The 25,283-nt window shown below is 64.8% G+C and carries 27 protein-coding genes; 16 read left to right on the top strand and 11 right to left on the bottom strand.

All coding sequences use genetic code 11. The features are described 5' to 3' along the window. Positions 1-475: 475 nt before the first annotated feature. Entirely contained in the window at positions 476-709 is a 234-nt protein-coding gene (locus ACVI1L_RS03545) for a DUF6894 family protein (RefSeq protein ID WP_057015230.1), read from the top strand. A gap of 22 nt (positions 710-731) precedes the next feature. On the opposite strand, the gene ACVI1L_RS03550 is transcribed toward ACVI1L_RS03545, so the two are convergent. Then, positions 732-974 carry a DUF6894 family protein gene (locus tag ACVI1L_RS03550; protein WP_082653668.1) on the bottom strand — a complete coding sequence of 81 codons (243 nt, stop codon included), beginning with the start codon at positions 972-974 and terminating at the stop codon, positions 732-734. An 89-nt stretch (positions 975-1,063) separates the two neighbouring features. On the opposite strand from ACVI1L_RS03550, the gene ACVI1L_RS03555 reads away from it, so the two are divergent. Beyond that, positions 1,064-1,306, top strand: coding sequence for a hypothetical protein (locus ACVI1L_RS03555; protein ID WP_057015229.1), 243 nt, complete (start codon positions 1,064-1,066; stop codon positions 1,304-1,306). Between the two features lie 110 nt (positions 1,307-1,416). Here the strand turns inward: ACVI1L_RS03555 and ACVI1L_RS03560 are convergent, their stop codons facing one another. The 3 genes from ACVI1L_RS03560 to ACVI1L_RS03570 all read right to left on the bottom strand — a co-directional run bounded on the left by ACVI1L_RS03560 (position 1,417) and on the right by ACVI1L_RS03570 (position 3,275). Then, positions 1,417-1,677 (bottom strand): hypothetical protein, encoded by a 261-nt coding sequence (locus ACVI1L_RS03560; protein ID WP_057015228.1) that lies wholly within the window; start codon positions 1,675-1,677, stop codon positions 1,417-1,419. A 104-nt stretch (positions 1,678-1,781) separates the two neighbouring features. Beyond that, positions 1,782-1,991: a cold-shock protein gene (locus ACVI1L_RS03565; protein ID WP_028339489.1), complete on the bottom strand. Its 210-nt coding sequence runs from the start codon at positions 1,989-1,991 to the stop codon at positions 1,782-1,784. A gap of 291 nt (positions 1,992-2,282) precedes the next feature. Next, complete coding sequence (locus ACVI1L_RS03570) at positions 2,283-3,275, bottom strand: LysR family transcriptional regulator (RefSeq protein WP_456782309.1); 993 nt, start codon at positions 3,273-3,275, stop codon at positions 2,283-2,285. A gap of 125 nt (positions 3,276-3,400) precedes the next feature. Here ACVI1L_RS03570 and ACVI1L_RS03575 point away from each other — a divergent pair, with 125 nt between their 5' ends. After that, on the top strand, positions 3,401-3,805 hold the full coding sequence (locus ACVI1L_RS03575) for a DUF1330 domain-containing protein (RefSeq protein WP_229191173.1): 405 nt from the start codon (positions 3,401-3,403) through the stop codon (positions 3,803-3,805). Positions 3,806-3,849: 44 nt separating this feature from the next. Here ACVI1L_RS03575 and ACVI1L_RS03580 read toward each other — a convergent pair whose 3' ends face one another. Together ACVI1L_RS03580 and ACVI1L_RS03585 are read right to left on the bottom strand one after the other, a co-directional pair. Beyond that, positions 3,850-4,923: a lytic transglycosylase domain-containing protein gene (locus ACVI1L_RS03580; protein ID WP_456782310.1), complete on the bottom strand. Its 1,074-nt coding sequence runs from the start codon at positions 4,921-4,923 to the stop codon at positions 3,850-3,852. 75 nt (positions 4,924-4,998) lie between these two features. Continuing rightward, positions 4,999-5,691, bottom strand: coding sequence for a VOC family protein (locus ACVI1L_RS03585; protein WP_057015224.1), 693 nt, complete (start codon positions 5,689-5,691; stop codon positions 4,999-5,001). A 136-nt stretch (positions 5,692-5,827) separates the two neighbouring features. Here ACVI1L_RS03585 and ACVI1L_RS03590 point away from each other — a divergent pair, with 136 nt between their 5' ends. Both ACVI1L_RS03590 and ACVI1L_RS03595 read left to right on the top strand, forming a co-directional pair. Next, the gene (locus ACVI1L_RS03590) at positions 5,828-6,391 is read left to right on the top strand and encodes a DinB family protein (RefSeq protein WP_253624174.1); all 564 of its coding nucleotides are present in this window, start codon (positions 5,828-5,830) and stop codon (positions 6,389-6,391) included. A 103-nt stretch (positions 6,392-6,494) separates the two neighbouring features. Then, complete coding sequence (locus ACVI1L_RS03595; protein ID WP_028334486.1) at positions 6,495-7,223, top strand: alpha/beta fold hydrolase; 729 nt, start codon at positions 6,495-6,497, stop codon at positions 7,221-7,223. A gap of 89 nt (positions 7,224-7,312) precedes the next feature. Here the strand turns inward: ACVI1L_RS03595 and paoC are convergent, their stop codons facing one another. The 3 genes from paoC to paoA are packed head-to-tail and all read right to left on the bottom strand — an operon-like array spanning position 7,313 to position 11,140. After that, complete coding sequence (gene paoC, locus ACVI1L_RS03600; protein ID WP_456782311.1) at positions 7,313-9,520, bottom strand: aldehyde oxidoreductase molybdenum-binding subunit PaoC; 2,208 nt, start codon at positions 9,518-9,520, stop codon at positions 7,313-7,315. A 31-nt stretch (positions 9,521-9,551) separates the two neighbouring features. Next, on the bottom strand, positions 9,552-10,502 hold the full coding sequence (locus tag ACVI1L_RS03605) for an FAD binding domain-containing protein (RefSeq protein WP_253587657.1): 951 nt from the start codon (positions 10,500-10,502) through the stop codon (positions 9,552-9,554). Beyond that, a complete protein-coding gene (paoA, locus tag ACVI1L_RS03610; protein WP_057015220.1) occupies positions 10,499-11,140 on the bottom strand; it encodes an aldehyde dehydrogenase iron-sulfur subunit PaoA in 642 nt (213 codons plus the stop codon). Before paoA ends, ACVI1L_RS03605 begins: the two co-directional genes overlap by 4 nt. Before the next feature lie 394 nt (positions 11,141-11,534). On the opposite strand from paoA, the gene ACVI1L_RS03615 reads away from it, so the two are divergent. The 9 genes from ACVI1L_RS03615 (at position 11,535) to ACVI1L_RS03655 (ending at position 21,639) form a co-directional block, all read left to right on the top strand. Further along, on the top strand, positions 11,535-12,296 hold the full coding sequence (locus ACVI1L_RS03615) for a crotonase/enoyl-CoA hydratase family protein (RefSeq protein ID WP_050387826.1): 762 nt from the start codon (positions 11,535-11,537) through the stop codon (positions 12,294-12,296). A 61-nt stretch (positions 12,297-12,357) separates the two neighbouring features. Next, on the top strand, positions 12,358-14,028 hold the full coding sequence (locus ACVI1L_RS03620; RefSeq protein ID WP_456782312.1) for a bifunctional metallophosphatase/5'-nucleotidase: 1,671 nt from the start codon (positions 12,358-12,360) through the stop codon (positions 14,026-14,028). Between the two features lie 288 nt (positions 14,029-14,316). After that, the gene (locus ACVI1L_RS03625) at positions 14,317-15,243 is read left to right on the top strand and encodes a histone deacetylase family protein (RefSeq protein WP_057015218.1); all 927 of its coding nucleotides are present in this window, start codon (positions 14,317-14,319) and stop codon (positions 15,241-15,243) included. Between the two features lie 127 nt (positions 15,244-15,370). Beyond that, positions 15,371-15,622, top strand: coding sequence for an exodeoxyribonuclease VII small subunit (locus ACVI1L_RS03630; protein WP_028334494.1), 252 nt, complete (start codon positions 15,371-15,373; stop codon positions 15,620-15,622). Positions 15,623-16,166: 544 nt separating this feature from the next. Continuing rightward, the gene (gene dxs, locus ACVI1L_RS03635) at positions 16,167-18,095 is read left to right on the top strand and encodes a 1-deoxy-D-xylulose-5-phosphate synthase (protein WP_050387827.1); all 1,929 of its coding nucleotides are present in this window, start codon (positions 16,167-16,169) and stop codon (positions 18,093-18,095) included. Between the two features lie 100 nt (positions 18,096-18,195). Further along, positions 18,196-18,759 (top strand): nucleoside 2-deoxyribosyltransferase, encoded by a 564-nt coding sequence (locus tag ACVI1L_RS03640; RefSeq protein ID WP_057015217.1) that lies wholly within the window; start codon positions 18,196-18,198, stop codon positions 18,757-18,759. Beyond that, positions 18,756-19,517, top strand: coding sequence for a TlyA family RNA methyltransferase (locus ACVI1L_RS03645; protein ID WP_253587659.1), 762 nt, complete (start codon positions 18,756-18,758; stop codon positions 19,515-19,517). Before ACVI1L_RS03640 ends, ACVI1L_RS03645 begins: the two co-directional genes overlap by 4 nt. Continuing rightward, entirely contained in the window at positions 19,510-20,751 is a 1,242-nt protein-coding gene (locus tag ACVI1L_RS03650) for a class I SAM-dependent RNA methyltransferase (RefSeq protein ID WP_456782313.1), read from the top strand. The genes ACVI1L_RS03645 and ACVI1L_RS03650 overlap by 8 nt, the downstream gene beginning before the upstream one ends. Before the next feature lie 54 nt (positions 20,752-20,805). Then, positions 20,806-21,639 (top strand): nucleotidyltransferase domain-containing protein, encoded by an 834-nt coding sequence (locus ACVI1L_RS03655; RefSeq protein WP_456782314.1) that lies wholly within the window; start codon positions 20,806-20,808, stop codon positions 21,637-21,639. 104 nt (positions 21,640-21,743) lie between these two features. Here the strand turns inward: ACVI1L_RS03655 and ACVI1L_RS03660 are convergent, their stop codons facing one another. After that, positions 21,744-22,595, bottom strand: coding sequence for a DUF1194 domain-containing protein (locus ACVI1L_RS03660; protein ID WP_057015213.1), 852 nt, complete (start codon positions 22,593-22,595; stop codon positions 21,744-21,746). A 233-nt stretch (positions 22,596-22,828) separates the two neighbouring features. Between ACVI1L_RS03660 and clpS the strand changes: the two genes are divergently transcribed. Together clpS and ACVI1L_RS03670 are read left to right on the top strand one after the other, a co-directional pair. After that, positions 22,829-23,134, top strand: a complete 306-nt coding sequence (gene clpS / locus ACVI1L_RS03665) for an ATP-dependent Clp protease adapter ClpS (protein WP_021076758.1) — start codon at positions 22,829-22,831, stop codon at positions 23,132-23,134. Positions 23,135-23,224: 90 nt separating this feature from the next. Continuing rightward, positions 23,225-23,989, top strand: a complete 765-nt coding sequence (locus tag ACVI1L_RS03670) for a hypothetical protein (RefSeq protein WP_233475576.1) — start codon at positions 23,225-23,227, stop codon at positions 23,987-23,989. A 97-nt stretch (positions 23,990-24,086) separates the two neighbouring features. Here ACVI1L_RS03670 and ACVI1L_RS03675 read toward each other — a convergent pair whose 3' ends face one another. Further along, on the bottom strand, positions 24,087-25,280 hold the full coding sequence (locus ACVI1L_RS03675) for an adenylate/guanylate cyclase domain-containing protein (protein ID WP_057015212.1): 1,194 nt from the start codon (positions 25,278-25,280) through the stop codon (positions 24,087-24,089). Between the last annotated feature and the right edge of the window lie 3 nt (positions 25,281-25,283).

The following is a 25,283-nucleotide window of genomic DNA, read 5'->3' on the forward strand; positions in this document are numbered from 1 at the left end:
ACGCACTTTGAATGAACAAGACCAGAGCCCGCTCTATCAATGACAGAGCGGGCCGCACTGCCATTCCAGTACATCCGTGGAACGGCAGCCGACCGACAACGTCGCGGAAGCTTCAGCCGCGGTGCTACAAGCACGCGTCCTCGCTTTCATCCGACGATGTCTTTGGAAAAAGGTCCTGGGACCGATCTACAAGGCTCAAGGCCAGTCGATCTAGTACAGTTATGCACTCATCTCAGCTATGCAAGACACAATCGCAGACCGTGAGAATTATATCCGACGGTTCAGCCACGGCGAGATCATGGCTGAACGGCGATGGCGGCTTGACCGCGAACGCGAAAAGCGGTTCCCCAAAAATCTCCATCGTTGCCGAGTAGCAAATTCGCTCCAACAGGCGCAGAGTACGGCGCTGCCGGACGACTGTTGAGCGCCGGCACCTGAGAGCCTGGGCAGCTCCCGCCACCAAAGGGAGCCGAAGATGGCAACCCGCTTCTATTTCGATATCCGCAACGGCGAGCAACTCTATGCCGACAAACAGGGCATCGAGCTACGCGACGAGGAAACTGCCGCGCACGAAGCGATGCAGTCATTGCTCAGCATAGCCAAGGAGAACCTGCCTTTGGATAAACACAGGCTGCTGGCGTTTGAGGTCCGGACGGACGAAGGGCCGCTGTTTCAGGTCAGTCTCAGTCTGGGTATCACAAGGTGCTAACTGCCGCGCTGCGCAGCCAAACTCAAGAATCCAGCCGGCAACTGCGCCAAGCGATAGCCACCTCAAGCACGGGCCCGTCGCCGTCCCGGACCTCGATGGCAATCTGATGGAAATTGTGACCGCGAAAGGAATCCCGAATGACGTCGGCCAAGGCGCGCGCAGCCTCCTCCTGAACCGCACCGAAGTTGGACATCTCCATGCCCTCTTCGTCGATCGCCAGGCCGCCGCCGTCACGAAGATCGAAATAATAGCGCGTCATCGGCATGGTAATTTACCCCGGCTCTCGATTGTTCCTGCGAAGACCGGGGAATGTGGCCGGTGAGGACAGTGGCGCGCGAGCCGTCCGGGTGAGTCATGACCGCAAAAGCGAGAGAGTTCCTTGATTTCTGGATTGAAAACAGCGTCCACGCTGCCGAGCAATATGGAACGCCGGGTGCCTCGCAGGACGTTGCCGAGTTGGCGCGCCGGTGCATCGAGATGGCGGGACAGCAAGGCCTGACGGAACAGGATCTGCGTGATGCGGCCGGCGATATCACTGACTACATCAGGATCAGACTGAAGGCGGCGAACAGGAAGGAAGCCGATCGTCCCAAATAGTTCGGGCCACGGCCTGGCTTCGCGGCCTGAACTGGCGGCCGAGGCCGCGAAACAACAGGTCCGCTTCAGCAACGTATCAGCGACGGACTCGACATGCGTGATTGCGCGGCTTAACGCACGATGCGCTTGACCCGTTTGGTTCTCTTGGCAGCCACAGATGCCGTGCCAGCGGGTGCAGAGCCAGCCTGCGCGGCGGCCGCCTCGGCGTCACGCGCTTCACGGAGAGCCCGCAGACGCACCATGTTCTTGCGCACGGCGATCGCATCGCGCTCGACTTCAGCGATTGCCTGCGCACCGGCCTCGGCGGCAAGCCGCTGACGTTGGGCCTTGGCCAGGCGCTCGGCAGAGAGTTCTTCCGGCTTCTTGGCCATGAGCGAATGAGCCCTTTGAAAAGCAGCGAGACCCGCTCAACCCATCAGAGGATCGAGCGGGCCGCGGCTGTCATCCCAGTACATCCGTGGAATAACAGATCGATTCAAGCCAGCCGAAGATCTTCGGCGCTGGTCTTGCCACGCATCTTGTCGACCTTGAGTTCGAACGACAGCTTCTGGCCCTCGGCGAGACCGCCAAGTCCGGCCCGCTCGACAGCGCTGATGTGAACGAACACGTCATTCGTGCCATCATCGGGCTGAATGAAACCGAAGCCCTTCTGGCCGTTGAACCACTTCACAGTACCTGTAGGCATTTGTCTTCTCCAAAGCGGACGCACGTGAATTCGCGCTTGGTTCCGCATCATCCTTCAACCGACGATGTTCTTTGGAAAAGGGCCGCTTTGACCATTCAACAAGGCACAACGGCAAATCGAACGCTGCAAGCATACACACTTAATCCGCTAGGGCAAGCTCGGAAGCGCCGTCGATCGGGGCGAGCGGAGCTTCACCGAGCTGCCGTTCCGATAAACCGAACCATGTTTCACGTAAGGGCTTGCGCCGCCGCGCAACTCGGTGATCGGTGACGCGGACGCAAATCGCGATATTCAACCGCCCGAACTTTTCGCCTTGCGTGGAACTCGCTTGGCGCGCGTCTGAACACTTGCTTTTGCCGCTGCCGGTTCCGTCGGGCGCGTGATCGGAAACGTCTCCCGCATATGCGCTGCCAGCATTGCACAGTAATCGGTCGCGAAACGAGGCAACGGACGCCGCTTGTCCCATGAGATGGTCAGAGGCTCCTGCAACACGCGGCGCCTGTGCGTGAGACCAACAATCCTTAATTCGTAGCGCCAGCACTGAAGCTGGGAGGGAACGATCGCGACGCCGTGCCCCGCCTCGGCCAGTGCCAGCAAGGTGTGCGGACTGCGACTCTCGAACGTGATCTTCGGTTTCAGCCCCGCCATACGGCTTGCCGCATCGAAAGCACGCCGAAATCCGAACCCGCTGTCCAGCAGCAGCAACGGAAGTTCGGCGAGGTCAGCGATCTCGATTGTGCAACGGGGACCAAGCGGCATCGACGGATGACAAGCAGCCAGTAACTGTACGGATCCAAGCGGAAGGCTGCCGAAGTGCTGCTCGTTCAGTCTGACGGCGTGCAGCAAATTTTGGCCGAGGTGAACTTCCCCGCGTTCCAGCATCGCCAATATCTCGCTGCCCGTCCCCTCCCTGATCCTGATCTCGACCCCGGGATATCGCTCCGCGTACCGGTGGAGAAAATCTGACAGCACGCTCTCGATGTGTTGCGGCGAGCCGGCGATCCTCAAGACCCCGGTATCTCCTTGGCGAAGCAGCTGAGCCTGCTCTTTCAGCGAATTGACGCTGTTGAGCAGCAGACGGCAGCCCGCAATCAACTGCTCGCCTTCGCCAGTCAATAGAAGCCGGCGCCCGACGCGGTCGAAGAGCTGCAAGCCGAGCTCCCGTTCGAGACCGATGATTTGCCTGGACAGGGCGGGTTGCGCGACACGCAACCGCAATGCGGCCTTTGAGACGGTGCCGAGCTCGGCCACCGTCAAGAACGTGAGGGCCTGTTGAAGGTTCATGCCCGCTTATACCATTCGAGCATAAGGTTCGAGAAAATATATGTATTGGACGTATTTCGAAGCCTCGTGAAGAGTCCTGTCAGGCTGCGGCTTGCCGCACAGGCACGGCACCGGAGGAGGCTCCCATGAATTCTGGAGGCAAGATGGCTCTGGTCATGTTGAGTTGTACCGCTATCGGCGCTCTTGGCAGCGAAGCGCTGCATGGCGAAGCCAGGCCGCCCGCCTATTTGATCGGCCAAATCGAGGTCACCGATCCCGATGGCTATGCCAGGGAATATCTCCCGAAGGCGAAGGAGATCATCAGGGCACATGGCGGCAAGTTGATTGCGGCTGCCGGCGCGGCGGCAACCGGGTCGCAGGTCGTTGCCGTCGATGGAGATCCACCCAAGCGCGTCGTCGTCTACATGTATCCGAGCATGGAGGCGCTTTGGGCCTGGCGACACGATCCGGCCTACGTGCAGGTTCGGGCCGTCGGCGAGAAATACGCGAGGTACCACACATTTGCAGTTGAGGGCTCTGTCGCCAATTAGCGCTGACCACGCCGTCGATCGCTGCGACCTGCAACGTGTGCCACCTAGTTGCGAAACACCAGGCAGCGACCGCCGACTGCCTCCAACCGGGCGCACAGCTGGTTAGCTCGCTCACGGGTCGTCTCGGCGACCCGGAGCAGATACCAGGTGGCCGAGCCTGGCCCGGCCATGCGCGATCTCAGAACGAGCGGTGCGCGATCGCCGAGCACGGATGCAAATCGTTTCTGAAGTTGCTGGTAGTCGGCGAGTACGCGCGATTGCGACGGGCCGCCGGCCAATTGAAGTCCCCAGGGCCCCCACGCAGCTTGCTGCGCGATTGTCACGGACTCTCTTGGGTCCGCGGGAAGCGCCCGAACGAGCATGCCGCGCACGATGTCACCGCAGGCCATGGGCGCGTCGGTGTGGACCCGATCCTCAAGCGAACCCTGCGCCCATTCCTCGGCGGACTTGCCGGTGATGATCCTGACATAGGCGCGCGTTTCGCCCGGCAGGTTTCCACGCCCCGCCAACCAATCCTGAACGCGCCGCGGGCCACCATTATAGGCGGCCGCCGCAAGGCCGAGATTGCCGAACTGCGCGCGCAGTTCGCGGAGCCAGCGCGCGGATTCCTGCAAGGCAGGCAATGGCTCGAACGGGTCGGCCAGACCGCGCCACCGCGCAGTACCGGGCATGAACTGGGCGATCCCCTGGGCACCGGCCGAACTGACCGAGTTGGGATCGAAATTGCTTTCCTGCCAGATCAGCCGGACGAAGAAATCCGGCGGCAAGCCGTTCTCTAAAGCAGCCTCCTCCAACGCCTTGCAGTACTGCTGCGGCCCATCGAGCTTTGGACGCAAAGGTGTCGGCGCCGGCGACGGAACAGATGACGATTGCTGATCGGACGCCGATCGATCGGCGGCCTCAGCGTTGCGCACTGCGGCGTTGGTATCCGGACGAGACGTTTCCGTTTGCGATGTTTGTGCCTGCGCCAGCTCTGCGCGCTGCGCGGAGGGCGTTACCGCTGGATTGCCGGGAGGTTGGGCGTTTGCGACGGGGACGAACAGCAGCAGGCAAGCCGAGCCGATAGCCGTTGGCAAAATCGATCGATGAACCCGCCGCGGCCCGAAAATCGACTGCATAAAGCGATCATCAAATTGGATGCATTCGCAGAATCATATCATCGGTGCCGACCGGGCGGCCAGAAAATTTGCTGCCTAGCGGTTGGACAGGCTTCCAACGATCGATGCGCGGCGGGACAGTTCGATCCAGTTGCCATCGGGATCGAGGATCATGGAGATCCGCGCGACCTCGCCGAGCGTCACCGGCGCAAGGCCTTCCCGCACGCCCTTGGCGCGCAACTCGTCATGCACGGCGTCGATGTCGGCGACCTGCAGCGTGATGTAGCGCCAGCCGCGCGCACCCCGAACCGGATCGATGGTTGCGGCGCGATCTTCCCTGAGCAGGATCAGACTGTCGCCGAGGCGAAACGCCGGACCATCAGACCATGACTGCTCGGTGAAGCCGAGGATGTCGCCGTAGAACCTGCGATGCGCGGCAAGGTCGCGCACCGCCATCGTGACGGCGATCTGGGTGATGCCGTCATGTCCGGGCGCAACCAGGCAAACGCTGTTGCCGTCGGGGTCGGCCATGCGTTGCGGTGCGTCGACGCCCGCGCGCGCAATGATCAGTTCGCGATAGCCGCTCGGCGCCGCATCCGGCAGCGGCTCGACATGATGGTTGAGCTTGATGACCGAACCTTGCGCGTCGTGCCGGTACTGCTTCTGCCCGCGGCGGATCGGCTGCACATGATCGAAGCGAAGTCCGGCCTCCTGCTGCCAGAACCGCAGCATCGGTTCGAGATCGTTGAAGGAAAGGCCGACGTCGATCACGTTCTTTGCCAGTTGCATCTGCTCCCGCCTTCGGATGAAGTGCACCACGATGGATTAGCTATGCGAGGATCAAGTCACCAACGCAAGCACCACGATCACTGTCGCGGGTCGGCCGGTGCACCTGCCTGAAACAGTCAATCCAGTGAGGACCGATATGCAAGCAGGCCTCGTTCAGACCTTTCGCGCTTTTGCGTACAATAATGCCTGGGCCAATCACCGCCTGCTCACGGCCTGCGCCGGTCTCAGCCAGGCGGAGTTCGCCGCCGCGCGGACCGGGTTCTTCCCGAGCCTGCAGGCGACGCTCAACCACATTCATGTCATCGATCTCTTCTACATTGATGCGCTCGAGGGCGGCTGGCTCGGGCCGAAGGCGTGGGCCAACGAGGTGCCCTACCCGTCAGTCGCCGCGCTGAAAGACGCCCAGCGCGCGATCGATCAGCAGCTGATCGTGCACTGCGATGCGCTGACGGCTGAGCGGCTCGATGATGTGGTGAAGATCAATCGCGACACGAGCGTGCAGACCGAGCGGCGCGACCGCCTCTTGATGCATCTGTTCCAGCACCAGATTCATCATCGCGGCCAGGCCCATGCGATGCTCTCGGAGACCACGGTGAAGCCGCCGCAGCTCGACGAATTCTTCGCCGCCGGCGAAGCCCCGCTCCGGGCAGCCGAGTTCAGGGATCTCGGCTGGAGCGAAGCCACCGTGTGGGGCGGCTGATGGTTCCGCCCGCCATCGGCGATGCGATTCCTGATCCGGAACGAGGTCTTGAAACCCGGCGCCTCCACGCTCACCTCTGGTAAAACGTGGGGAACTCTATCCGATGCCATTCGCCAATCACCGGGGCCAGCGTATCCATTACACCGTCGAGGGATCCGGGCCGCTGATCGTGCTGCAGCACGGTCTCTTGCTCGACGCCGCGAGCTGGAAACAATGCGGCGTGGTCGACGCGCTTGCCGATCGCTTTCGCGTCGTCTGCGTCGATTCGCTCGGACATGGCCTGAGCGACAAGCCCGCCGATCCGGCGCTCTATAATCAGGCGCAGCGTGCCGGCGACATCGTCGCCGTGATCGACGATCTCGGCGACGAGCGCGCCCACGTGGTGGGACATTCGATGGGCGGCTGGGTCGCGGTCGGTGTCGCCCGGTTTTTCCCGGCACGGCTGGCGTCGCTGGCGATCGGCGGCTGGGACTTTCTCACCGGACTGCCGCGCGGCAACGCCGGCCCGCTGACCTATGGTGCCTTCATTACCTTTGCCCGCCGCACGGTGCCGGAGCTCGCCGAATGGGTGACGCCGGATCTCGAAGGCGGCGTGCGCGCCTGCTTCAATGCGCTCGGACAGGTCGATGGCGCCAAGGACGCGGTGCTGTCCTCGCGCGTGCCGGTGCTGCTTTGGAACGGACAGGACGACGGGCCGCATGCGCCGATGCAGCGCTTCGCCGCGGAGAACGGCCTCGATGCGATGTCGGTGCCCGGCGATCACCTCGGCGCGCTGTTTCAGCACGGCGCCGCGATCGGCCGGGGCATCGGCTCGTTCGTCGGTCGCGGTTAGAGCGTTTAGGTAGAACAGCGCCCCCGACTCCGCTGTGCTCCCTCTCCCCGTTCTTCACCCGCTTGCGGGGCGAGGTGAAGCGTCCCGCGCTACGCCGGCTCCGGCATCCCTGCCAGCAACTTGTCGAGCGTGATCGGATAGTCGCGCACCCGCACGCCGGTCGCATTGTGGACCGCATTGGCGACCGCGGCGGCGACGCCGCAGATGCCGAGTTCGGCGACGCCCTTGGCCTTCATCGGCGATGAGATCGGATCGATCTCGTCGAGGAAGATCATCTCCTGATGCGGGATGTCGGCATGGACCGGCACCTCATAGGCAGCAAGGTCGTGATTGATGAACAGGCCATGACGCCTGTCGACGACGAGATCTTCCATCAGCGCCGCGCCGACACCCATGGTCATCGCGCCGATCACTTGGCTGCGCGCCGCCTTCGGATTGAGGATGCGGCCCGCCGCGCAGACCGCAAGCATCCGCCGCACCCGGATTTCAGCCGTGTCGGCGTCGACGCCGACCTCGACGAAATGCGCGCCGAAGGTCGACTGCTGGTAGGTTTTCGCGAGATCGCCGTATTCGATGGCATCCTCCGCCACGAGGTCGCCGCCGCCGGCGGCCTGCGCCAGCGGCACGCTGCGATTGCCGGAGCGGACCACGCCGTCGGCAAAAACCGCCTCCTCGGAATTGAAGCCGAGCTTCTGCGTAATGGCCTCGCGCAGCTTGGTGCAGGCGGCATAGACGCCGGCGGTGGAATTGTTGCCGCCCCACTGCCCGCCCGAGCCGCAGGACACCGGGAAGTCGGAATCGCCGAGCCGCACCGCGACCTTCTCGAGCGGCACGCCCATCATCTCGGCCGCGGTCTGCGCGATGATGGTGTAGGAGCCGGTGCCGATGTCGGTCATGTCGGTCTCGACGGTCACGATGCCGTTCTGGTCGAGACGAACGCGTGCCGCCGACTTGGTCACGAGATTGTTGCGGAACGCCGCGGCGACGCCCATTCCCACCAGCCAGCGCCCGTCACGGACGGCGCCGGGTTTCGGATTGCGCTTGTCCCAACCGAACCGCGCCGCGCCATCGCTCAGGCACTGCACCAGTTGCCGCTGCGAAAAGTGCCGCTCCGGATGCTCGGGGTCGACCTGGGTGTCGTTGCTGATGCGCAGCACGACCGGGTCGATGCCGAGCTTCTCGGCGAGTTCGTCGATCGCGATCTCGAGCGCCATCATGCCGGAGGCTTCTCCGGGCGCGCGCATCGCATTGCCCTCCGGCAGATCGAGCGCCGCAAGCCGCGTCGCCGTCATCCGGCTGGCGCCGGCATAAAGCAGCCGCGTCTGGCTCACCGCCATCTCGGGCTCGCCGTCCTTGACGTTGCCAGACCAGCTTTCGTGGCCGATCGCCGTGATCTTGCCGTCGCGCTCGGCGCCGATGCGGATGCGCTGGATCGTCGCCGGACGGTGTGTCGTGTTGTTGAACATCAGCGGACGTTGCAGCGCGATCTTGACCGGCCGGCCGGCCGCGCGGGCGCCGAGCGCGGCGAGCAGCACCTCGGCGCGCAGGAACAGCTTGCCGCCGAAGCCGCCGCCGATATAGGGCGACACCAGACGGACATTCTCCTTGGCGATGCCAAGCGTCTTCGCCATATCCTCAGCGCCCCAGGCGATCATCTGGTTGGAAGTCCAAACCGTGAGCTTGTCGCCGTCCCAGGCCGCGATCGAAGCATGCGGCTCCATCATCGCGTGGCCCTGATCGGGCGTGGTGTAGGTGGCATCGAGCTGCACGGGCGCACCAGCGAAGGCGGCGGCGAAATCGCCGACGGCGGTATCGGCCGGGCCGCCGAATGATGGGTGCGGCGTGACGCCCTTGTCCCGCTCCGCGGCGAGATCGAACTTGCCGTCGCCCTTGACGTAGTCGATCCGGACCAGTTGCGCCGCGGCCCGCGCCTGCTCGAAGGTCCCGGCGACGACGACGGCGACGGCCTGGTGATAATGTGCGATCTCCGGCCCGCCGAGCAGCGGCGCCGCATTGCGCTCTCCTTTGCCAAGCTTGCCGGCATTGTCCGCTGTGACGATGGCGAGCACGCCCGGCGCAGCCTTGGCCGCCTCGAGATCGATCGAACCGATCCGCCCCTTGCCGATCGCCGAACCGACCACGTAGCCATAGGCCTGGTTGGCCACGACGTCGTGCCGCTCATAGGCGTAAGGCGCGGTGCCGGTGGTCTTCAGCGGCCCGTCGATCCGGCTGGTCGGGTGGCCGATCACCTTGAGCTGGTCGATCGGACTGAAGGTAGCAGGATGTTCAAATCGCATGATGTCAGGCCCTCTTCTTAAGCCCTGGATCTCAAGCCCTGGCCTCGCGCAGCACCGCCGCCAGCGTTCGCTCGGCGAGCGGCAGCTTGTACGCATTGTCCTTGGTCGGCTTGGCATCGGCGAACAGGCGCGCGGCGACGGCCTTGGCGCCGTCGGGCAATTCCGCCTCCGCCGCCTCGACGCGCCACGGCTTGTGCGCCACGCCGCCAAGCGCGACGCGGCCGGTGCCGTCGCGCTGCACGATCGCAGCAACCGAGACCAGCGCAAAGGCATAAGAGGCGCGGTCGCGCACCTTGCGATAGGCCTGCGCGCCGCCGACCGGTTTCGGCAGCACCACCGCGGTGATCAGCTCGCCCGGCTCCAGGCTGGTTTCGATCTCGGGGCTGTCGCCGGGCAGACGATGCAGCTCGGCGATCGGGATGCTGCGCGTGGTGCCGTCGGGCCGCACCGTCTCGACGACGGCGTCGAGCGCGCGCATCGCCACCGCCATGTCGCTCGGATGGGTCGCGATGCAGGCGTCGCTCACACCGACCACCGCATGCTGGCGGCTGAAGCCGCCGATCGCGGCGCAGCCGCTGCCGGGCTTGCGCTTATTGCAGGGCAGATTGGTGTCGTAAAAATAGGGACAGCGCGTCCGCTGCAGCAGATTGCCGGCGGTTGTCGCCTTGTTGCGCAACTGGCCGGAAGCGCCGGCGAGCAGCGCGCGCGACAACACGCCGTAGTCGCGCCGCACGCGGATATCGGCGGCGAGATCGGTGTTGCGCACCAGCGCGCCGATCCGCAAGCCGCCGTCCGCGGTCTCCTCGATGCGGTCGAGCGCCAGATCGTTGACGTCGATCAGATGCGCCGGCGTCTCGATCTCGAGCTTCATCAGGTCGAGCAGATTGGTGCCGCCAGCGATGAACTTGGCGTTCGCGGTCCCGGCGGCGGCTGCGGCCGCCGCGCCCGGCGAGGCGGCCCGCTCATAGCTGAATGATCTCATGCGCTCCTCCCGGCGACCTCGCTGATCGCCTCGGCGATGTTGGAATAGGCGCCACAGCGGCAGATGTTGCCGCTCATGCGCTCGCGGAGCTCGGCATTGGTCAGTCGCAGCGGCGCATTCAGATCCGCCGTGACATGGCTCGGGATGCCGGCCTTGACCTCGGCAAGCACGGCGACCGCCGAGCAGATCTGGCCGGGCGTGCAATAGCCGCACTGATAGCCATCATGCTCGACGAATGCCGCCTGCAGCGGATGCAGCCCGTCCGGCGTGCCGAGCCCCTCGATCGTCGTGATCTCGTCGCCCTGATGCATCACGGCGAGCGTCAGGCAGGAATTGATCCGCCGGCCGTCGACAATCACCGTGCAGGCGCCGCATTGGCCGTGGTCGCAGCCCTTCTTGGTGCCGGTCAGATGCAGGTGCTCGCGCAGGGCATCGAGCAGCGTGGTCCTGGTGTCGAGCTCGAGCTGGTGGGTTTCGCCGTTCACGTCAAAGGATACTCTCGTCATCACGGGCGCTCCGGTCGGGGCAGATTGGGCGGCCGCAGGCGGAGGCGTCGCGATCGACGACGCCGCAAGCGAGGCGGCTCCAACAATCAACAGATGGCGCCGCGATAGTTCCAAACGTCCGGAGATCTGCATGCCGCTGCTCTCCTCAAGTCAGCCGGACGCGGAACCACGACAACGACGTGTCGAGGTCTGCTCGGCCTGTCAGCAAAGGGGGAATGCTGCGAACAGCGGAATGTTTCTCGCGGGGAAGTTAAACTCGTCGCGAGCGCTACGGGCGCGGCGGGCGGGCAGCATCGGCGCCATCGTGGCGCGGGCGGAAGGCAGCATCGCCGTGCGCCTCCGCGCCTACGACCAACGTCCCCTGCCCGGAATCGCAAGATTTATCTGCATTGCGCCGTTCTCATGCTCGCCCACAGGGAAAAGCGGCCCGGAACACGCTGGAGCTCTTGGGGCTTGCACCGGATCATGTAGGATAACGGGTACGACCTCCGCCGGCGACGATGCCGGCCGACCCTGGGACCGCTCGATGACCGCGCATGTCATAGTGACCGACGAAGCCGCCACGCGCGTGATCCGGCTGCGCAGGCCCGAGAAGAAGAACGCGATCACCCAGGAGATGTTTCGCGCGATCAGCGACGCGATCGACAAGGCGCAGAACAATCCGAAGATCCGCTGCCTGATCATCACCGGCGGCTCCGGCGTGTTCACCGCGGGCAACGACATCGAGGACCTGCTCGCGCAGGGCACCTCGACCGGTGAGACGCCGCCGGCCTCTGACCTCGTCAAATTCCTGTATTCGCTGGCCCACAATGTGAAGCCGATCATCGCCGCCGTCGACGGCGTCGCGATGGGCATCGGCACCACCATGCTGTTTCACTGCGACTATGTGCTCGCCAGCAAGACCGCGCTGTTCTCGACGCCGTTCTCGAATTTCGGCCTCGTGCCGGAAGGCGCCTCGAGCCTGTTGATGCCGCGCATGATGGGTCACCAGCGTGCCTTCGCGATGCTGGTGATGGGCCGCACCATGTCGGCCGACGACGCCCGCGTCGCCGGCTTCGTCAATACCGTGGTGGCGCCGGGACATGCCGAGGTGGAGGCGCACAAGGTGGCGCGCGAGATCTGCGCGCTGCCGGCCGAGGCGGTGGCGATCTCGCGGCGCCTGATCCGGCTGCCGCCGGAGGACGTCACCCGCCGCATCGAGCAGGAGAACCATCTGTTCAGCGAACGGATGCGCTCCGAGGAAGCAGTCGAGGCGTTCAAGGCATTCATGGCTCGCCCGAAGGATTGAAACGAAGCGTCGCAAAATTGTAGTGGCGCGGCGCCATGATCCCGTGCTCCATGGACAGGTCATGAGACAGTCCCGCCTTTCCCCTCTCGCCGCGCTTTGCGCGTTCGGACTGGCCGCAGCAAGCCCCTGTCCGGCGCAGGCCGCGGAGCCGGTGAGCCTGCGCATTCTCGCGATCAACGATTTCCACGGCTATCTGCGGCCGCCGCCGGGCGGCATCCGCATCACCGACGCCGCTGACGCGACCAAAAAGATCATGGAGCCCGCCGGCGGCGCCGAGCGGATGGCCACCGTCGTCAAGCAGCTGCGCGAGGGCCACAAGAACAACATCTTCGTCGCGGCCGGCGACCTGATCGGCGCGAGCCCGTTCCTGTCGGCGATGTTTCATGACGAGCCGACCATCGAGTCGCTCTCGCTGATGGGGCTTGCGATCTCCTCGGTCGGCAATCACGAATTCGACGAGGGCAAGGACGAGCTGCTGCGGATGCAGAATGGCGGCTGCCATCCGATCGACAAATGCCAGGGGCCGCACCCGTTCACAGGAGCCAAATTCCGCTATCTCGCCGCCTCCACGATCGAGAAGGCGACCGGCAAGCCGGTATTTCCGCCCTACGAGATCAAGCAATTCGACGGCATTGCAGTGGCCTTCATCGGGCTGACGCTGAAGAACACCCCGAACCTGGTGTCGCCGGCCGGCGTCGCGAGCCTCGATTTCCGCGACGAGGCCGAGACCGTCAATGCGCTGGTCCCCGAGCTGAAGGCGAAGGGCGTCGAGGCGATCGTGGTGCTGATCCACGAAGGCGGCTTTCCGACCGGCGACTATAATGAATGTCCAGGGATCTCCGGGCCGATCGTCGACATCGTCAAGAAGTTCGATCGCGCGGTCGACGTCGTGGTCTCCGGCCACACCCACCAGGCCTATGTCTGCGAGATCGACGGACGGCTCGTCACCTCCGGCGACAAATACGGCACCCTGGTCACCGCGATCGATCTTCAGCTTGATCCGAACAGCCATGACGTGATCAGCGCCAGGGCCGCCAACACCATCGTGCGGATCGCCGGCACGGCCAAAGATCCCGAGCAGAGCGCGCTGCTGGAATCCTACGACCGGCTGGCCGCGCCGATCGCGAGCCGCGCGGCAGGCTCGGTCACCGAAACGCTGTCGCGTACACCTGCCGAAACCGGCGAGAGCCCGCTCGGCGACATCGTCGCCGATGCACAGCTGCTTGCGACCAGCGCTGAACCGAATGGCGGCGCGGTGATCGCCTTCACCAATCCCGGCGGCGTGCGCACCGACATCGTCAAGCGCGAGGACGGCGCGGTGACCTATGCCGATATCTTTGCAAGCCAGCCGTTCCGCAACCAGCTGGTGACGATGACGCTGACCGGCAAGCAGCTCAAGGACGCACTGGAGCAGCAATGGGCCGATCCGAAGCGGCCGCGCGCCCTCCAGGTCTCGAAGGGGTTCTCCTATGCGTGGGATGCGAGCAAGCCCGATGGCGCGCGCATCATTGCCGCACGGATGTCGCTGGACGGCAAGCCGATCGACCCGGACGCGAGCTACCGCGTCACCGTGAACAATTATCTCGCCGAGGGCGGCGACGGCTTCACGGTATTCAAGCAAGGAACCGCGCAGCAGTTCGGCATCTACGACGTCGATGCGCTCTATGCCTACTTCAAGGCCAACAGCCCGGTAGGCCCAACGGCAGGCAAGCGGATCGAGCGGATCAATTGAGCGAGGTCTAGGGGTGGCGTACGCAGCTCCTCACGTCATTACGAACGGAGCGAACCAATCCATTGTCTCCGAGCATGCGACGGCATGGATTGCTTCGCTCCGCTGGCAATGACGCGGAAAACACCCCGGCTTTGGAAGGACGCGAACAGGGATGATGTCGGCCCTTTCCGGAACGCCGCTAACGGCCTAGATTAGGGCCTGCTCTTGCATGATCTTGGTCGGAAAACCGCCGCGCACTTTTCCGGATCATGCGTCCTCGCACGCGCATCGATTGCGCCGGGAATCTGCATGACACTGCTTCTGACGCATTCCGCCTGTCTCGACCACCTGACCCCTCCCGGACATCCCGAACGCCCCGACCGGCTGCGGGCGGTCGCCGAGGTGCTCGGCGAGGATCGCTTCAAGGCGCTGGTGCGCGATTCCGCGCCGGAAGGCGACCTCGACACCGTGCTGCTCTGTCACGGTGAGCACTATGTCGGCGAACTCCGCCACATCGCGCCGACCTCCGGCATGATCTATATCGACGGCGACACCTCGATGTCGCCGGGCACCTGGGAAGCGGTGATGCGCGGCGTCGGCGGCGCGGTGGCCGCCGCCGATGCGGTGATGGAGGGCAAGCATCAAAACGCGTTCGTCGCGGTGCGCCCGCCCGGTCACCACGCCGAGAAATCGACGCCGATGGGCTTCTGCTTCTTCGACAATGCCGCGATCGCTGCCCGCCACGCGCAGCGCAAATACGGCATCAAGCGCGCCGCAATCATCGATTTCGACGTCCATCACGGCAACGGCACGCAGGATATCTTCTGGGCCGACCCGACCGTGATGTATTGCTCGACGCACCAGATGCCGCTGTTCCCCGGCACTGGGGCCGCCGGCGAGCGTGGCGAGCACGACACTGTCGTCAACGCGCCGCTGGCGCCCGGCGACGGCGGCGCCAAGTTCCGCTCCGCTTTCGAGAACCTGATCCTGCCGCAGCTGGAGAAGTTCTCCCCCGAACTTATCGTCATTTCGGCGGGCTTCGACGCGCATCACCGCGATCCCTTGGCCTCGATCAACCTGACGGGCGAGGATTTCGGCTGGGTCACGCGCAAGCTGATGGATCTCGCCGACAAGAGCGCCGGCGGCCGCGTCGTCTCCGTCCTGGAAGGCGGCTACGACCTGCAGGGCCTGAAAGAGTCGGTGGCATCTCACGTCACCGCATTGATGGACGGGTAAATCCCCGCCACAATACGCCCGCAAAAATTCGATTGATTCTGCGCCGGGGCGAGCATGGCCTGCGACAGGTCATGTTTGGACGACAAGATCAGGTTGCGATCTGATCCACGCAATCGGGAACGCAAGAATGGCCGAGAATACCCAAGCCGACGTGAAGAAGCTCTCCTTTGAACGCGCGATCGAGGAACTCGAATCGATCGTCAAGCGGCTCGAGGACGGCAAGGTCCCGCTTGAGGAATCGGTCGCGATCTACGAGCGCGGCGAGGCGCTGAAGCGGCGCTGCGAGGAATTGCTGCGTCAGGCCGAAGCCCGCGTCGACAAGATCACCACCGACGCCTCGGGCCAGCCGACCGGCACCGAGCCGCTCGACGTGCAGTAGCGCTACCGACCACGTCGATCGTGCGGCGCGATGTCCGCCACGGCGGGCAATTGTTGCTGTGCATTTCCAGCCACCCGTAAACCTCCGGGGCTACCCGCGGGGTCGGGTACGGCTGCGAATCAGGCCGAGCCGGCCCGGCCGGCTGCCGCCAAATTAGGCGAATTGGAACCCAGCTCCCACCCGACTATTGAAAAGACTAGGTTTTTCGGCGCGCCGCATAGGAACCTTGCGGCCCCTATCGGGTTGGCTTTGGCGGCGGCTTTGGTGTAATGCTTCCAGTTCTATGGGCATTTGAGAGTGGCGGGCAGCCCGACTTTTCGGGCGGCATGCATCTCAAATGGTTCGACAAAACTGAACCGGGACGGGTGAAGAGCGACCAAGGTGATGCATATCACGTGGTCCAATCCGGAGTGAATCTAGGCTTACAACCAGGCACCGGCCTGCCGGGGCGGCACCCAGTGTCTGGCATTCGCTGCGCGGTGTGCGCGCCATCCCATCTCGCGTCGGGCGGTTCGTTCCGACAGGCAAAAATTGGAAATTCGCTGTGACCACATTTAGTAAGACGCCGCTTCTTGACACTATTCACACGCCGGATGACCTGCGCAAGCTGAAGGTCGAGCAGGTGCAGCAGGTTGCCGACGAGCTGCGCCAGGAAACCATCGACGCGGTGTCGGTGACCGGCGGCCATTTCGGCGCCGGCCTCGGCGTGGTCGAACTGACCACCGCCATCCACTACATCTTCGACACCCCCCGCGACCGCCTGATCTGGGACGTCGGCCACCAGGCCTACCCGCACAAGATCCTGACCGGACGCCGCGACCGCATCCGCACGCTACGCACCGGCGGCGGCCTCTCCGGCTTCACCAAGCGCACCGAGAGCGACTACGATCCGTTCGGCGCCGCGCACTCCTCGACCTCGATTTCGGCCGGCCTCGGCATGGCCGTGGCGCGCGATCTCTCCGGCGGCAAGAACAACGTTATCGCCGTGATCGGTGACGGCGCGATGTCGGCGGGCATGGCCTATGAGGCGATGAACAACGCCGGCGCGATGAACTCGCGCCTGATCGTGATCCTTAACGACAACGACATGTCGATCGCGCCGCCCGTCGGCGCGATGAGCGCCTATCTGTCGCGCCTCTACTCCGGCAAGACCTACCGCTCGCTGCGCGAGGCCGCCAAGCAGATCAACAAGCGCCTGCCGAAGATCCTCGCCAACCGCGCCAACCGCGTCGAGGAATATTCCCGCGGCTTCATGATGGACGGCGGCACGCTGTTCGAGGAACTCGGCTTCTACTATGTCGGCCCGATCGACGGTCACAATCTCGACCATCTGCTGCCGGTGCTGAAGAACGTCCGCGACATGGAGACCGGCCCGATCCTGGTTCACGTCGTGACCCAGAAGGGCAAGGGCTACGGCCCGGCCGAAGCCTCCGCCGACAAGTACCACGCCGTGGTCAAGTTCGACGTCGCGACCGGCACCCAGGCCAAGGCCAAGCCGAATGCGCCGGCCTACCAGAACGTGTTCGGCCAGAGCCTCGTCAAGGAAGCCGAGAAGGACGACAAGATCGTCGCCATCACCGCGGCGATGCCGTCAGGCACCGGCGTTGACATCTTCAATAAGGCGTTCCCGGACCGCACCTTCGACGTCGGCATTGCCGAGCAGCACGCGGTGACCTTCGCCGCCGGCCTCGCCACCGAAGGCTACAAGCCGTTCTGCGCGATCTACTCGACCTTCCTGCAGCGCGGCTATGACCAAGTGGTCCATGACGTCGCGATCCAGAGCCTTCCGGTCCGCTTCGCGATCGACCGCGCCGGCCTGGTCGGCGCCGACGGCGCGACGCACGCGGGTTCGTTCGACAATGCTTATCTCGGCTGTCTGCCGAACATGGTGATCATGGCCGCCGCCGATGAGGCGGAACTGGTCCACATGGTGGCGACGCAGGTTGCGATCAACGATCGTCCGAGCGCGCTGCGCTATCCGCGCGGCGAAGGCCGCGGCATCGAGATGCCGGAAGTCGGCGTTGCCCTCGAAGTCGGCAAGGGCCGCATCATCCGCGAGGGCAAGAAGGTCGCGCTGCTGTCGTTCGGCACCCGTCTCGCCGAGTGCGAGAAGGCGGCCGACGAGCTCGCCGCCCACGGCCTTTCCGCCACGATCGCCGACGCGCGCTTCATGAAGCCGCTCGACGAAGAGATGATCATGAAGCTCGCCCGCGACCACGAGATCCTGATCACGATCGAGGAAGGCTCGATCGGCGGCTTCGGCTCGCATGTCATGCAGTTCCTGTCGGACAACGCCATGCTCGACAGCGGCATGCTCAAGTTCCGCTCGATGATCCTGCCCGACGTGTTCCTCGACCACGACACGCCGGCGGCGATGTATGCCCGCGCCGGTCTCGACGCCAAGAGCATCGTTGCCAAGGTGTTCGAAACCCTCGGCAAGGACTACAAGGCCGAGACCGTCAAGCTCGCCTGATCGTGACGGGCGGCGCTCACTGGAGCATTTTCGGTTCTGATTGAAATCAGAACCGAAGCTCCAGGTTGTCGCTCGAAAACGCACCAGCCCCGGCAAGTCCATGAAGATCTATCTGGCAGGTCCTGACGTGTTCCTGCCGGATGCCGTGGAGATCGGCCGCCGCAAGGCGGAGGTTTGCGCCTATCACGGGCTGACCGGGCTGTATCCGCTCGACAACAGCATCGATCCCACCGCCGCCGGCGTCTCGCTCACCATCTTCAAGAGCAACGAGGCGATGATGGAGTCTGCCGATGCCATCATCGCCAACTTGACGCCGTTTCGCGGCCCCAGTGCCGACGCAGGCACGGTTTACGAACTCGGCTACATGGCGGGACGCGGCAAATTGTGCCTCGCCTATTCCAACGATCCCACGTCCTACGCCAATCGCGTGGCGCGGCTCAGCCAGGTCGTGCCGGCATCCGACGGACGCCTGATCGATGCGGAGGGGCTGACGGTGGAAGAGTTTGGATTGCCGGACAATCTGATGATGATGCACGCGCTCGACCTGCACGGCAGCCCGCTGGTGACCCCGCGCGAGCCGTCGGCCGACCTATGGCACGACCTCACCTCCTTCGAGGCCTGCGTGCGGCTCGCTGCCGCGCAGCGCCGGCAGGCGGCGAAGTGACCAGAGCGGGCGACAACGACAACGACGCATCCGCCGGCAAACGCATCGACGTGCTGCTGGTGGAACGCGGCCTGTTCGAAAGCCGGGCGCGAGCGCGCGCCGCCATCGACGCCGGCCTCGTCACCGCCGACGGCAGGCAGATCGCGAAGGCGTCCGAGATCGTCGCACCGGGCGCGGCCCTCTCGGCCGAGCCGGCGCATCCCTATGTCTCGCGCGGCGGCGTCAAGCTCGCCGGCGCGCTCGAGCACTATCCGATCGACGTCGAGGGCCATGTCTGCCTCGATGTCGGCGCCTCGACCGGCGGCTTCACCGAAGTGCTGCTCGCCAATGGCGCGAGCCTCGTGTTCGCCATCGATGTCGGCCACGGCCAGCTGCATCCCTCGCTGCAGGGGCATCCGAAAATCGTCTCCATGGAGGCGACCGACATCAGGAGTTTCGAGGGCAAGCGCCTGCCGGCGCGGCCCGACATCGTGGTGATCGACGTCAGCTTCATCTCGCTGAAGCTGGTGCTGCCGGTTGCGCTGTCGCTGGCGGCCGCCCCGATGCATCTCTTGGCGCTGATCAAGCCGCAATTCGAGGCGGCGCGCAAACACTCCAAGCGCGGCGTGATCCGCAACGCGATGGTGCACCAGGAGATCTGCGACGATATCGCCGCCTTTGCCGCCTCGCAGGGCTGCACCGACATTCAGGTGTTCCCGTCATCGATCTCGGGCGGCGACGGCAATATCGAATTCTTCCTCGGCGCGCGCCGTGGCTGAGCTTCTTACCATCGACCATGTCGGCCACCGCGGCGACGGCGTCGCGATCGAGGGATCGCAATCGATCTTTGTGCCTTATGCGCTGGCCGGCGAAACGGTCGAGGTCGACGACGTCCCGGGCAACCATCCCGACCGGCGGCGGTTGCTGCGGGTCGCGCAGGAAAGCCCCGAGCGCATCGCGCCGTTCTGTCCGCATTTCGGCGTCTGCGGCGGCTGCGCGATCCAGCACTGGAACGATGCGCCCTACCACGCCTGGAAGCGCAACATCGTGGTCGAGACGCTGGCGCAGGCGAAGATTGCGGCGGACGTCGCAGCGCTGATCGATGCCCATGGCGCGGGCCGTCGCCGCATCACGCTGCACGGGCGCATGGGCACCCATGACGTCCTCAAGGTCGGCTACGCCGCGGCAGGTTCGCACGACATCATCCCTGTCGATCGCTGCCCGATCCTCGATCCTGCGCTCGACGGCGCGCTCGAGGCGGCCTGGGCCACCGCCGAGCCGCTGATCGCGATCGGCAAGCCGCTCGACATCCAGGTGACCGCAACCGTCAACGGACTCGACATCGACGTGCGCGGCTCCGGCGCGCTGCCGACCAGCCTGATCACCACTTTGTCGCGCGTCGCGGAGAAGCACCGGCTAGCGCGGCTGACACGCCACGGAGAGCTGGTGCTGCAGCGTGCCTCTCCCGAGATCGCGATCGGAAAGGCGAAGGTCGTGCTGCCGCCCGGCTCGTTCCTGCAGGCGACCGTCCAGGGCGAGGAGACACTGGCCGCGCTGGTTCGCGAGCACTGCGGACGCGCCAAGCATATCGCCGACCTGTTTTGCGGCGTCGGTCCGTTCGCGATGCGCCTCGCGGAGAAGGCGCGGATCGCAGCCTTCGATAGCGATGCCGGCGCCATCACGGCGCTGCAGAAGGCCGCGCAATCGACGCCGGGGCTGAAGCCACTCAAGGCCGAGGCGCGCGACCTGTTCCGCCGTCCCCTGATGCCGCAGGAGTTGCGCGACTATGACGCCGTCGTGTTCGACCCGCCCCGCCAGGGCGCGCAGGCGCAGGTCACCCAGCTGGCGGCGAGCAAGGTGCCGGTGATCGTCGCGGTGTCCTGCAACGCCGCGACGTTTGCGCGCGACGCGAAAATCCTGATCGACGGCGGCTACAAGATCGCAGCCGTCACACCGGTCGATCAGTTCCGCCACACGGCGCATGTCGAGCTGGTGGCGCGGTTCGCGCGCTGACAGGACGGAGCGGCTATCGCTGAGCGCGGGCAGTCTCGCTATAGTCTGCGCTCCATGTCCGACGATCCGCTGCTCGCACGCATCATCCCCGTTATCGCCGCCGTATCGGGCGTCGCCGCCATCGTACTCGGCGGCTCGCGGGCGCGCGGCACGGCGCATGACACCTCCGACACCGATATCGGCCTCTACTATCGGGATGGCGCCGCGCCGGATATCGATCGGCTGCGCGAAGCTGTAACGGGTCTGGTCGACGACCCCGCCGCTGCGCATGTCACGCCGGTCGGCGAATGGGGACCGTGGATCGTCGGCGGTGCCTGGCTCACGATCGGCGGCCGCAAGGTCGACCTGCTCTACCGCAGCACCGATCAGGTCTCTGCTGTCATCGATGCTTGCCGGAACGGCGAGATCAGCATGCACTACCAGCCGGGCCATCCGCACGGCTTCTGCTCGGCGATCTGGATGGGCGAGGTCGCGCTGTGCCGTGCGCTGCACGATCCCGACGGCCTCGTCGCGGCGCTGAAGGCGAGGACTGTGCCCTACCCGCCGGCCCTGCGCGATGCGCTGATCCGGCGCTTTCAATGGGAAGTCCTGTTCAGCATCGAGAATGCAGAGCTTGCTCTGCCGCGCGGCGACGGCACGCATGTCGCCGGCTGCGCCTATCGCGCGCTGGCCTGCCTCGCACAGGTGCTGTTTGCGCTGAACGGGCAATATCTGATCAACGAAAAGAGCGCACTGGCGCAGGCCGCGAATTTTCCGGTGACGGTTCGCGGCCTTGCTGGCCGCGCCGCAGAGGTCTGGCGGCAGATCGGTGCGACCGAGCATGCCGCCGCGTTGCAGATGCTGCGCGCGATAGAGAGTGAGCTCCAGAAGATCTGTAGGGCGAGTTAGAACCGTAGGATGGGTAGAGCGCAGCGAAACCCATCATTCGCGCCACAGACATGAATTGATGGGTTTCGCTGCGCTCTACCCATCCTACGAGGTCCACATGATCGCTACCGCCCCCAGCGGTCCTGCCAGATCTTCTCGCCGATCAGGCAATTGACCCGCGGCTCCTTCTCGGCGGTCCGCATGATGGGGCGCTCGGGGGTGCGGCCGGCAACTTCGAGCAGCAGCTTGGTGCGGATCGCCTCCTTGAACTTCTCACGATCCTTGATCGTCACCACGAAGGAGCCCGGTCCGCCGATCACGCAGTCCTCGTAGTAATAGTCGAGATTCTCGATATCCATCGTCGAGTAGGACGGTTCCTTCACCATGATCGGCAGACCGTTGATGACGATGCCCTTGTCGAGCGCCGCATCGCGCGCGGGCGTGATCGGCGTGCCGTTGTTGTTGGGCCCGTCGCCGGAAATATCGATCACGCGGCGCAGCCCGCGATGCGGATTCTCGTCGAACATCGGGATCGCGAAATAGATCGCGCCGGAGATCGAGGTGCGCGAGGCGCGGCGCACCGGCGTCTTCATGATCTCGGCGGCGACCGCATCGGCGGATTCAGGGCCGTCGATCACCCGCCAGGGGATGATGATCTTCTGATCGTTGGAGGCGGCCCATTCGAAATAGGTGATCGAGATCTTGCCGTTCGGACCGGCCTTCAGCGCCTGCAGGAAATCCTTGGAGACGATCGCCTGCGCATAGCCCTCGCGCTGGATCGCGAGCTCGTCCATGTCCATCGAATAGGAAACGTCGACCGCGATGATCAACTCGATGTCGACGCTCGGTGTGGATTCCTTTTCAGCCAGGCGATGGCCGGGTTGGGTTCCCGGGCCGGGCGCGGCAACACCGGCCACATCGCCGCAGGCCAACATGCCCGCGACAAGCACCGCTCCGATCGAGACATACCAGCGCATTGCGGCCCTCCCGTCGTATGAGTGTCATGGTGACACGCAATTCAGGCGGCGAAAAGCGCAGATATCAGCTGTCCTTCACATTCAGGTTAGACGTCCACACTCAAGTCAAACTTCGTTTGTCTCGAATGCGGCAACGCGCGCCGTGCCGTTGCCGCAATGACGCCGTGCAAATCGAACGGTTCCAAGGCGCGCCTGAAGACGGTATTCTTACGGGGCAATCGCGAGGGAGTGCGATGCCAGATACCGTCGTCAAGCCGAAAACCAGGACGAAGACCAAGGTCGAGCGGCCGCGCCTGCACAAGGTGATCCTGGTCAACGACGACTACACGCCGCGCGAATTCGTCGTCACCGTGCTGAAGGGTGAATTCCGCATGACCGACGACCAAGCCTACAAGGTGATGCTGACGGCGCACCAGCGCGGCGTCTGCGTCGTCGCTGTCTTCACCAGGGACGTCGCCGAGACCAAGGCGACGCGCGCCACCGACGCCGGCCGCGCCAAGGGCTATCCGCTGCTGTTCACCACCGAGCCCGAGGAATAGCGCGCCAGCGCCAGATTGCCACAGGCCTTGCCGCGAATTTTAGCGATCGCGGCGACCGGTGCTTTAGGGATCGCATGGCATGAACGCGGCATGTCCGTCGCACTGCGCCAACAGCTCTCACTGCGGAAGACCCGCCCAGAAACCTCGTTCGGGCCGTTTCGCCCCCTGCCCGCTCTGCCCTGGCTCGTCATGGCGGCGGCGCTGCGGATCGTCGGTTTCGGCAGGCCCGGCCTGACGCTGCCCGCGCTGGTGCTGGCCGACATCTGCGTGCTGCTCGCCTTCTTCGCGACAGCGCGGGACTCGATCCAGGCTGCCGGAGGCCAATCGTCGCTCGGCGAATGGACCCTGGCCGAGCAGACCAGACTGTCGGCGTCGATCCTGTGGCGGATCATGCTCGTGATGATCGTGGCATCAGTCGGCACCGCCGCGGTCGGCTTCACGTCGTTTGCTCCGCATTTGATGTGGGGCCTCGACGGCATGGCCTTCGATCAGGACTCCGATCTCGGCCGGTTCTGGAGTGCGGCGATCGCAGCGCTAGTGCTCTTGATCATCGTCAATGCGGAAGGCAATGGCGGCCGTGTCGCACTGTTTGCCGCCGTCAAGGATCTGGGCCGGCATGCGCTGTGGCTCGGCGCCGCGGTGCTGGTGCTCGGTGCGATCAACGTCGCGCTGGGCTACGGTCAGGAGCTTGTCCGCACCGCGATCTGGCACTTCTGGCAGACCGCGACGGTGGGCCAGCCGCTCAAGAACCTGGTCTACGTCGTCTTCATCTTCGGCTTCGCCATGCTGCGGCTGTGGATCACGCTGTCGATCCTGACCTTCGGCCTGAAGCAGTCTTACGCCCGCGGCGGCTAAGGCGCGATGAGATTAGGTTGAATCGTCATCGCGCCTTAGCTCTTTGTTTGAGCATGAGCTTTTCGGAAAACCGCTTCGCACTTTTCCGGATCATGCTTTAGCTCGCAGCAGCGACCGGCGCCTCGTCGTACAGGCCGTAGACCCGTTCGGCCTTGGCAAATCCAGCGATAGGAAACTCACCGAGATCGCTCCAGCCGCCGTCGCTGATGCCGGCGAAGCGCTCCGAGGCCACCACGGTGCGGCCAAGACGGCCGGCGATCTTCTCCAGCCGCGCGGCGAGATTGACCGCCGGACCGATGCAGGTGAAGTCGAGCCGGTTGCCACCGCCAATATTGCCGTAGAGCACGCGCCCGAGATGCAGCGCGAGGCCGAAACGGAAGCGTTCGACGGCATCGCCATTGGCGAATTGCAGCGCCTCGACGCCGGCGCGGGACGCGCGCGCAGCTTCCAGCACCCGTGAGCAGACCTGCACCTCGTCGCCGAGATATTCGTCGACCGGGAACACCGCGAGCAGGCCGTCGCCCATGAATTTGAGCACCTCGCCGCCATGGTCGCGGATCGCGGTGACCTGGCAATCGAAGTAGAGGTTGAGGATTTCCACCACCGTCTCGGCCGGCAAGCGGTCCGACAGCGCGGTGAAGCCGCGCAGGTCCGACAGCCAGATCGCGGCATCCATCGTATCGGCATGGCCGCGCCGGATCTGGCCGCCCATGATGCGCTCGCCGGCACGGTTGCCGACATAGGTGTCGAGCAAGAGCGAGGCGGTGCGGCGCAGGGTGATGATCTCGATATAGCGCGCCAATGGCACGGTGATCGACCGGATCGCATCGAGCTGCTCCTCGGTGAAGCCACCCGGCTGCCTAGTGGTCCAGCTCGAGGCATTGACGAAGCCGTCGGTATAGACCAGCGGCACGGCGATGTAGTCGGTGACGCCTTCGGCCTGCAGGTCCACGACGATCGGAAACCGGGCGCTTGCGGGATCGTCGAGCCGCGCGCGTACTTCAACACCCTGCCTGAACACGGTCGACAGCGGGCTGACGGCAAATTCCGGGGAGTCCAGGATGTTGTGATCGACGGTGCCGGTTTCGACCTCGGCGCCGGGCTTCCAGAAGAAATGGCGGCCATAGATCTCCGGATGCAGCGTGCGCACGAAGACGCCGATGCGCCACAGCGGCAGGCCGGCCCGCACCAGGCGCTCGCAGCATTCCGCCATCATCTGCGGCGGGGTCGGCGCCGACCGCGCGCCGCCGATCATCCATTCGATGATGTCCCGAAGCTCCGACGCGTTCATGGC

The sequence above is a fragment of the Bradyrhizobium sp. USDA 4516 genome, from assembly GCF_054055915.1.

Excerpts from the sequence above, each read along its gene's own strand:
- ACVI1L_RS03545 (WP_057015230.1), top strand. The coding sequence starts at position 476 with ATGGCAACCCGCTTCTATTTCGATATCCGCAACGGCGAGCAACTCTAT.
- ACVI1L_RS03550 (WP_082653668.1), bottom strand. The coding sequence starts at position 974 with ATGCCGATGACGCGCTATTATTTCGATCTTCGTGACGGCGGCGGCCTG.
- ACVI1L_RS03555 (WP_057015229.1), top strand. The coding sequence starts at position 1,064 with ATGACCGCAAAAGCGAGAGAGTTCCTTGATTTCTGGATTGAAAACAGC.
- ACVI1L_RS03560 (WP_057015228.1), bottom strand. The coding sequence starts at position 1,677 with ATGGCCAAGAAGCCGGAAGAACTCTCTGCCGAGCGCCTGGCCAAGGCC.
- ACVI1L_RS03565 (WP_028339489.1), bottom strand. The coding sequence starts at position 1,991 with ATGCCTACAGGTACTGTGAAGTGGTTCAACGGCCAGAAGGGCTTCGGT.
- ACVI1L_RS03570 (WP_456782309.1), bottom strand. The coding sequence starts at position 3,275 with ATGAACCTTCAACAGGCCCTCACGTTCTTGACGGTGGCCGAGCTCGGC.
- ACVI1L_RS03575 (WP_229191173.1), top strand. The coding sequence starts at position 3,401 with ATGAATTCTGGAGGCAAGATGGCTCTGGTCATGTTGAGTTGTACCGCT.
- ACVI1L_RS03580 (WP_456782310.1), bottom strand. The coding sequence starts at position 4,923 with ATGCAGTCGATTTTCGGGCCGCGGCGGGTTCATCGATCGATTTTGCCA.
- ACVI1L_RS03585 (WP_057015224.1), bottom strand. The coding sequence starts at position 5,691 with ATGCAACTGGCAAAGAACGTGATCGACGTCGGCCTTTCCTTCAACGAT.
- ACVI1L_RS03590 (WP_253624174.1), top strand. The coding sequence starts at position 5,828 with ATGCAAGCAGGCCTCGTTCAGACCTTTCGCGCTTTTGCGTACAATAAT.
- ACVI1L_RS03595 (WP_028334486.1), top strand. The coding sequence starts at position 6,495 with ATGCCATTCGCCAATCACCGGGGCCAGCGTATCCATTACACCGTCGAG.
- paoC (WP_456782311.1), bottom strand. The coding sequence starts at position 9,520 with ATGCGATTTGAACATCCTGCTACCTTCAGTCCGATCGACCAGCTCAAG.
- ACVI1L_RS03605 (WP_253587657.1), bottom strand. The coding sequence starts at position 10,502 with ATGAGATCATTCAGCTATGAGCGGGCCGCCTCGCCGGGCGCGGCGGCC.
- paoA (WP_057015220.1), bottom strand. The coding sequence starts at position 11,140 with ATGCAGATCTCCGGACGTTTGGAACTATCGCGGCGCCATCTGTTGATT.
- ACVI1L_RS03615 (WP_050387826.1), top strand. The coding sequence starts at position 11,535 with ATGACCGCGCATGTCATAGTGACCGACGAAGCCGCCACGCGCGTGATC.
- ACVI1L_RS03620 (WP_456782312.1), top strand. The coding sequence starts at position 12,358 with ATGAGACAGTCCCGCCTTTCCCCTCTCGCCGCGCTTTGCGCGTTCGGA.
- ACVI1L_RS03625 (WP_057015218.1), top strand. The coding sequence starts at position 14,317 with ATGACACTGCTTCTGACGCATTCCGCCTGTCTCGACCACCTGACCCCT.
- ACVI1L_RS03630 (WP_028334494.1), top strand. The coding sequence starts at position 15,371 with ATGGCCGAGAATACCCAAGCCGACGTGAAGAAGCTCTCCTTTGAACGC.
- ACVI1L_RS03640 (WP_057015217.1), top strand. The coding sequence starts at position 18,196 with ATGAAGATCTATCTGGCAGGTCCTGACGTGTTCCTGCCGGATGCCGTG.
- ACVI1L_RS03655 (WP_456782314.1), top strand. The coding sequence starts at position 20,806 with ATGTCCGACGATCCGCTGCTCGCACGCATCATCCCCGTTATCGCCGCC.
- ACVI1L_RS03660 (WP_057015213.1), bottom strand. The coding sequence starts at position 22,595 with ATGCGCTGGTATGTCTCGATCGGAGCGGTGCTTGTCGCGGGCATGTTG.
- clpS (WP_021076758.1), top strand. The coding sequence starts at position 22,829 with ATGCCAGATACCGTCGTCAAGCCGAAAACCAGGACGAAGACCAAGGTC.
- ACVI1L_RS03670 (WP_233475576.1), top strand. The coding sequence starts at position 23,225 with ATGTCCGTCGCACTGCGCCAACAGCTCTCACTGCGGAAGACCCGCCCA.
- ACVI1L_RS03675 (WP_057015212.1), bottom strand. The coding sequence starts at position 25,280 with ATGAACGCGTCGGAGCTTCGGGACATCATCGAATGGATGATCGGCGGC.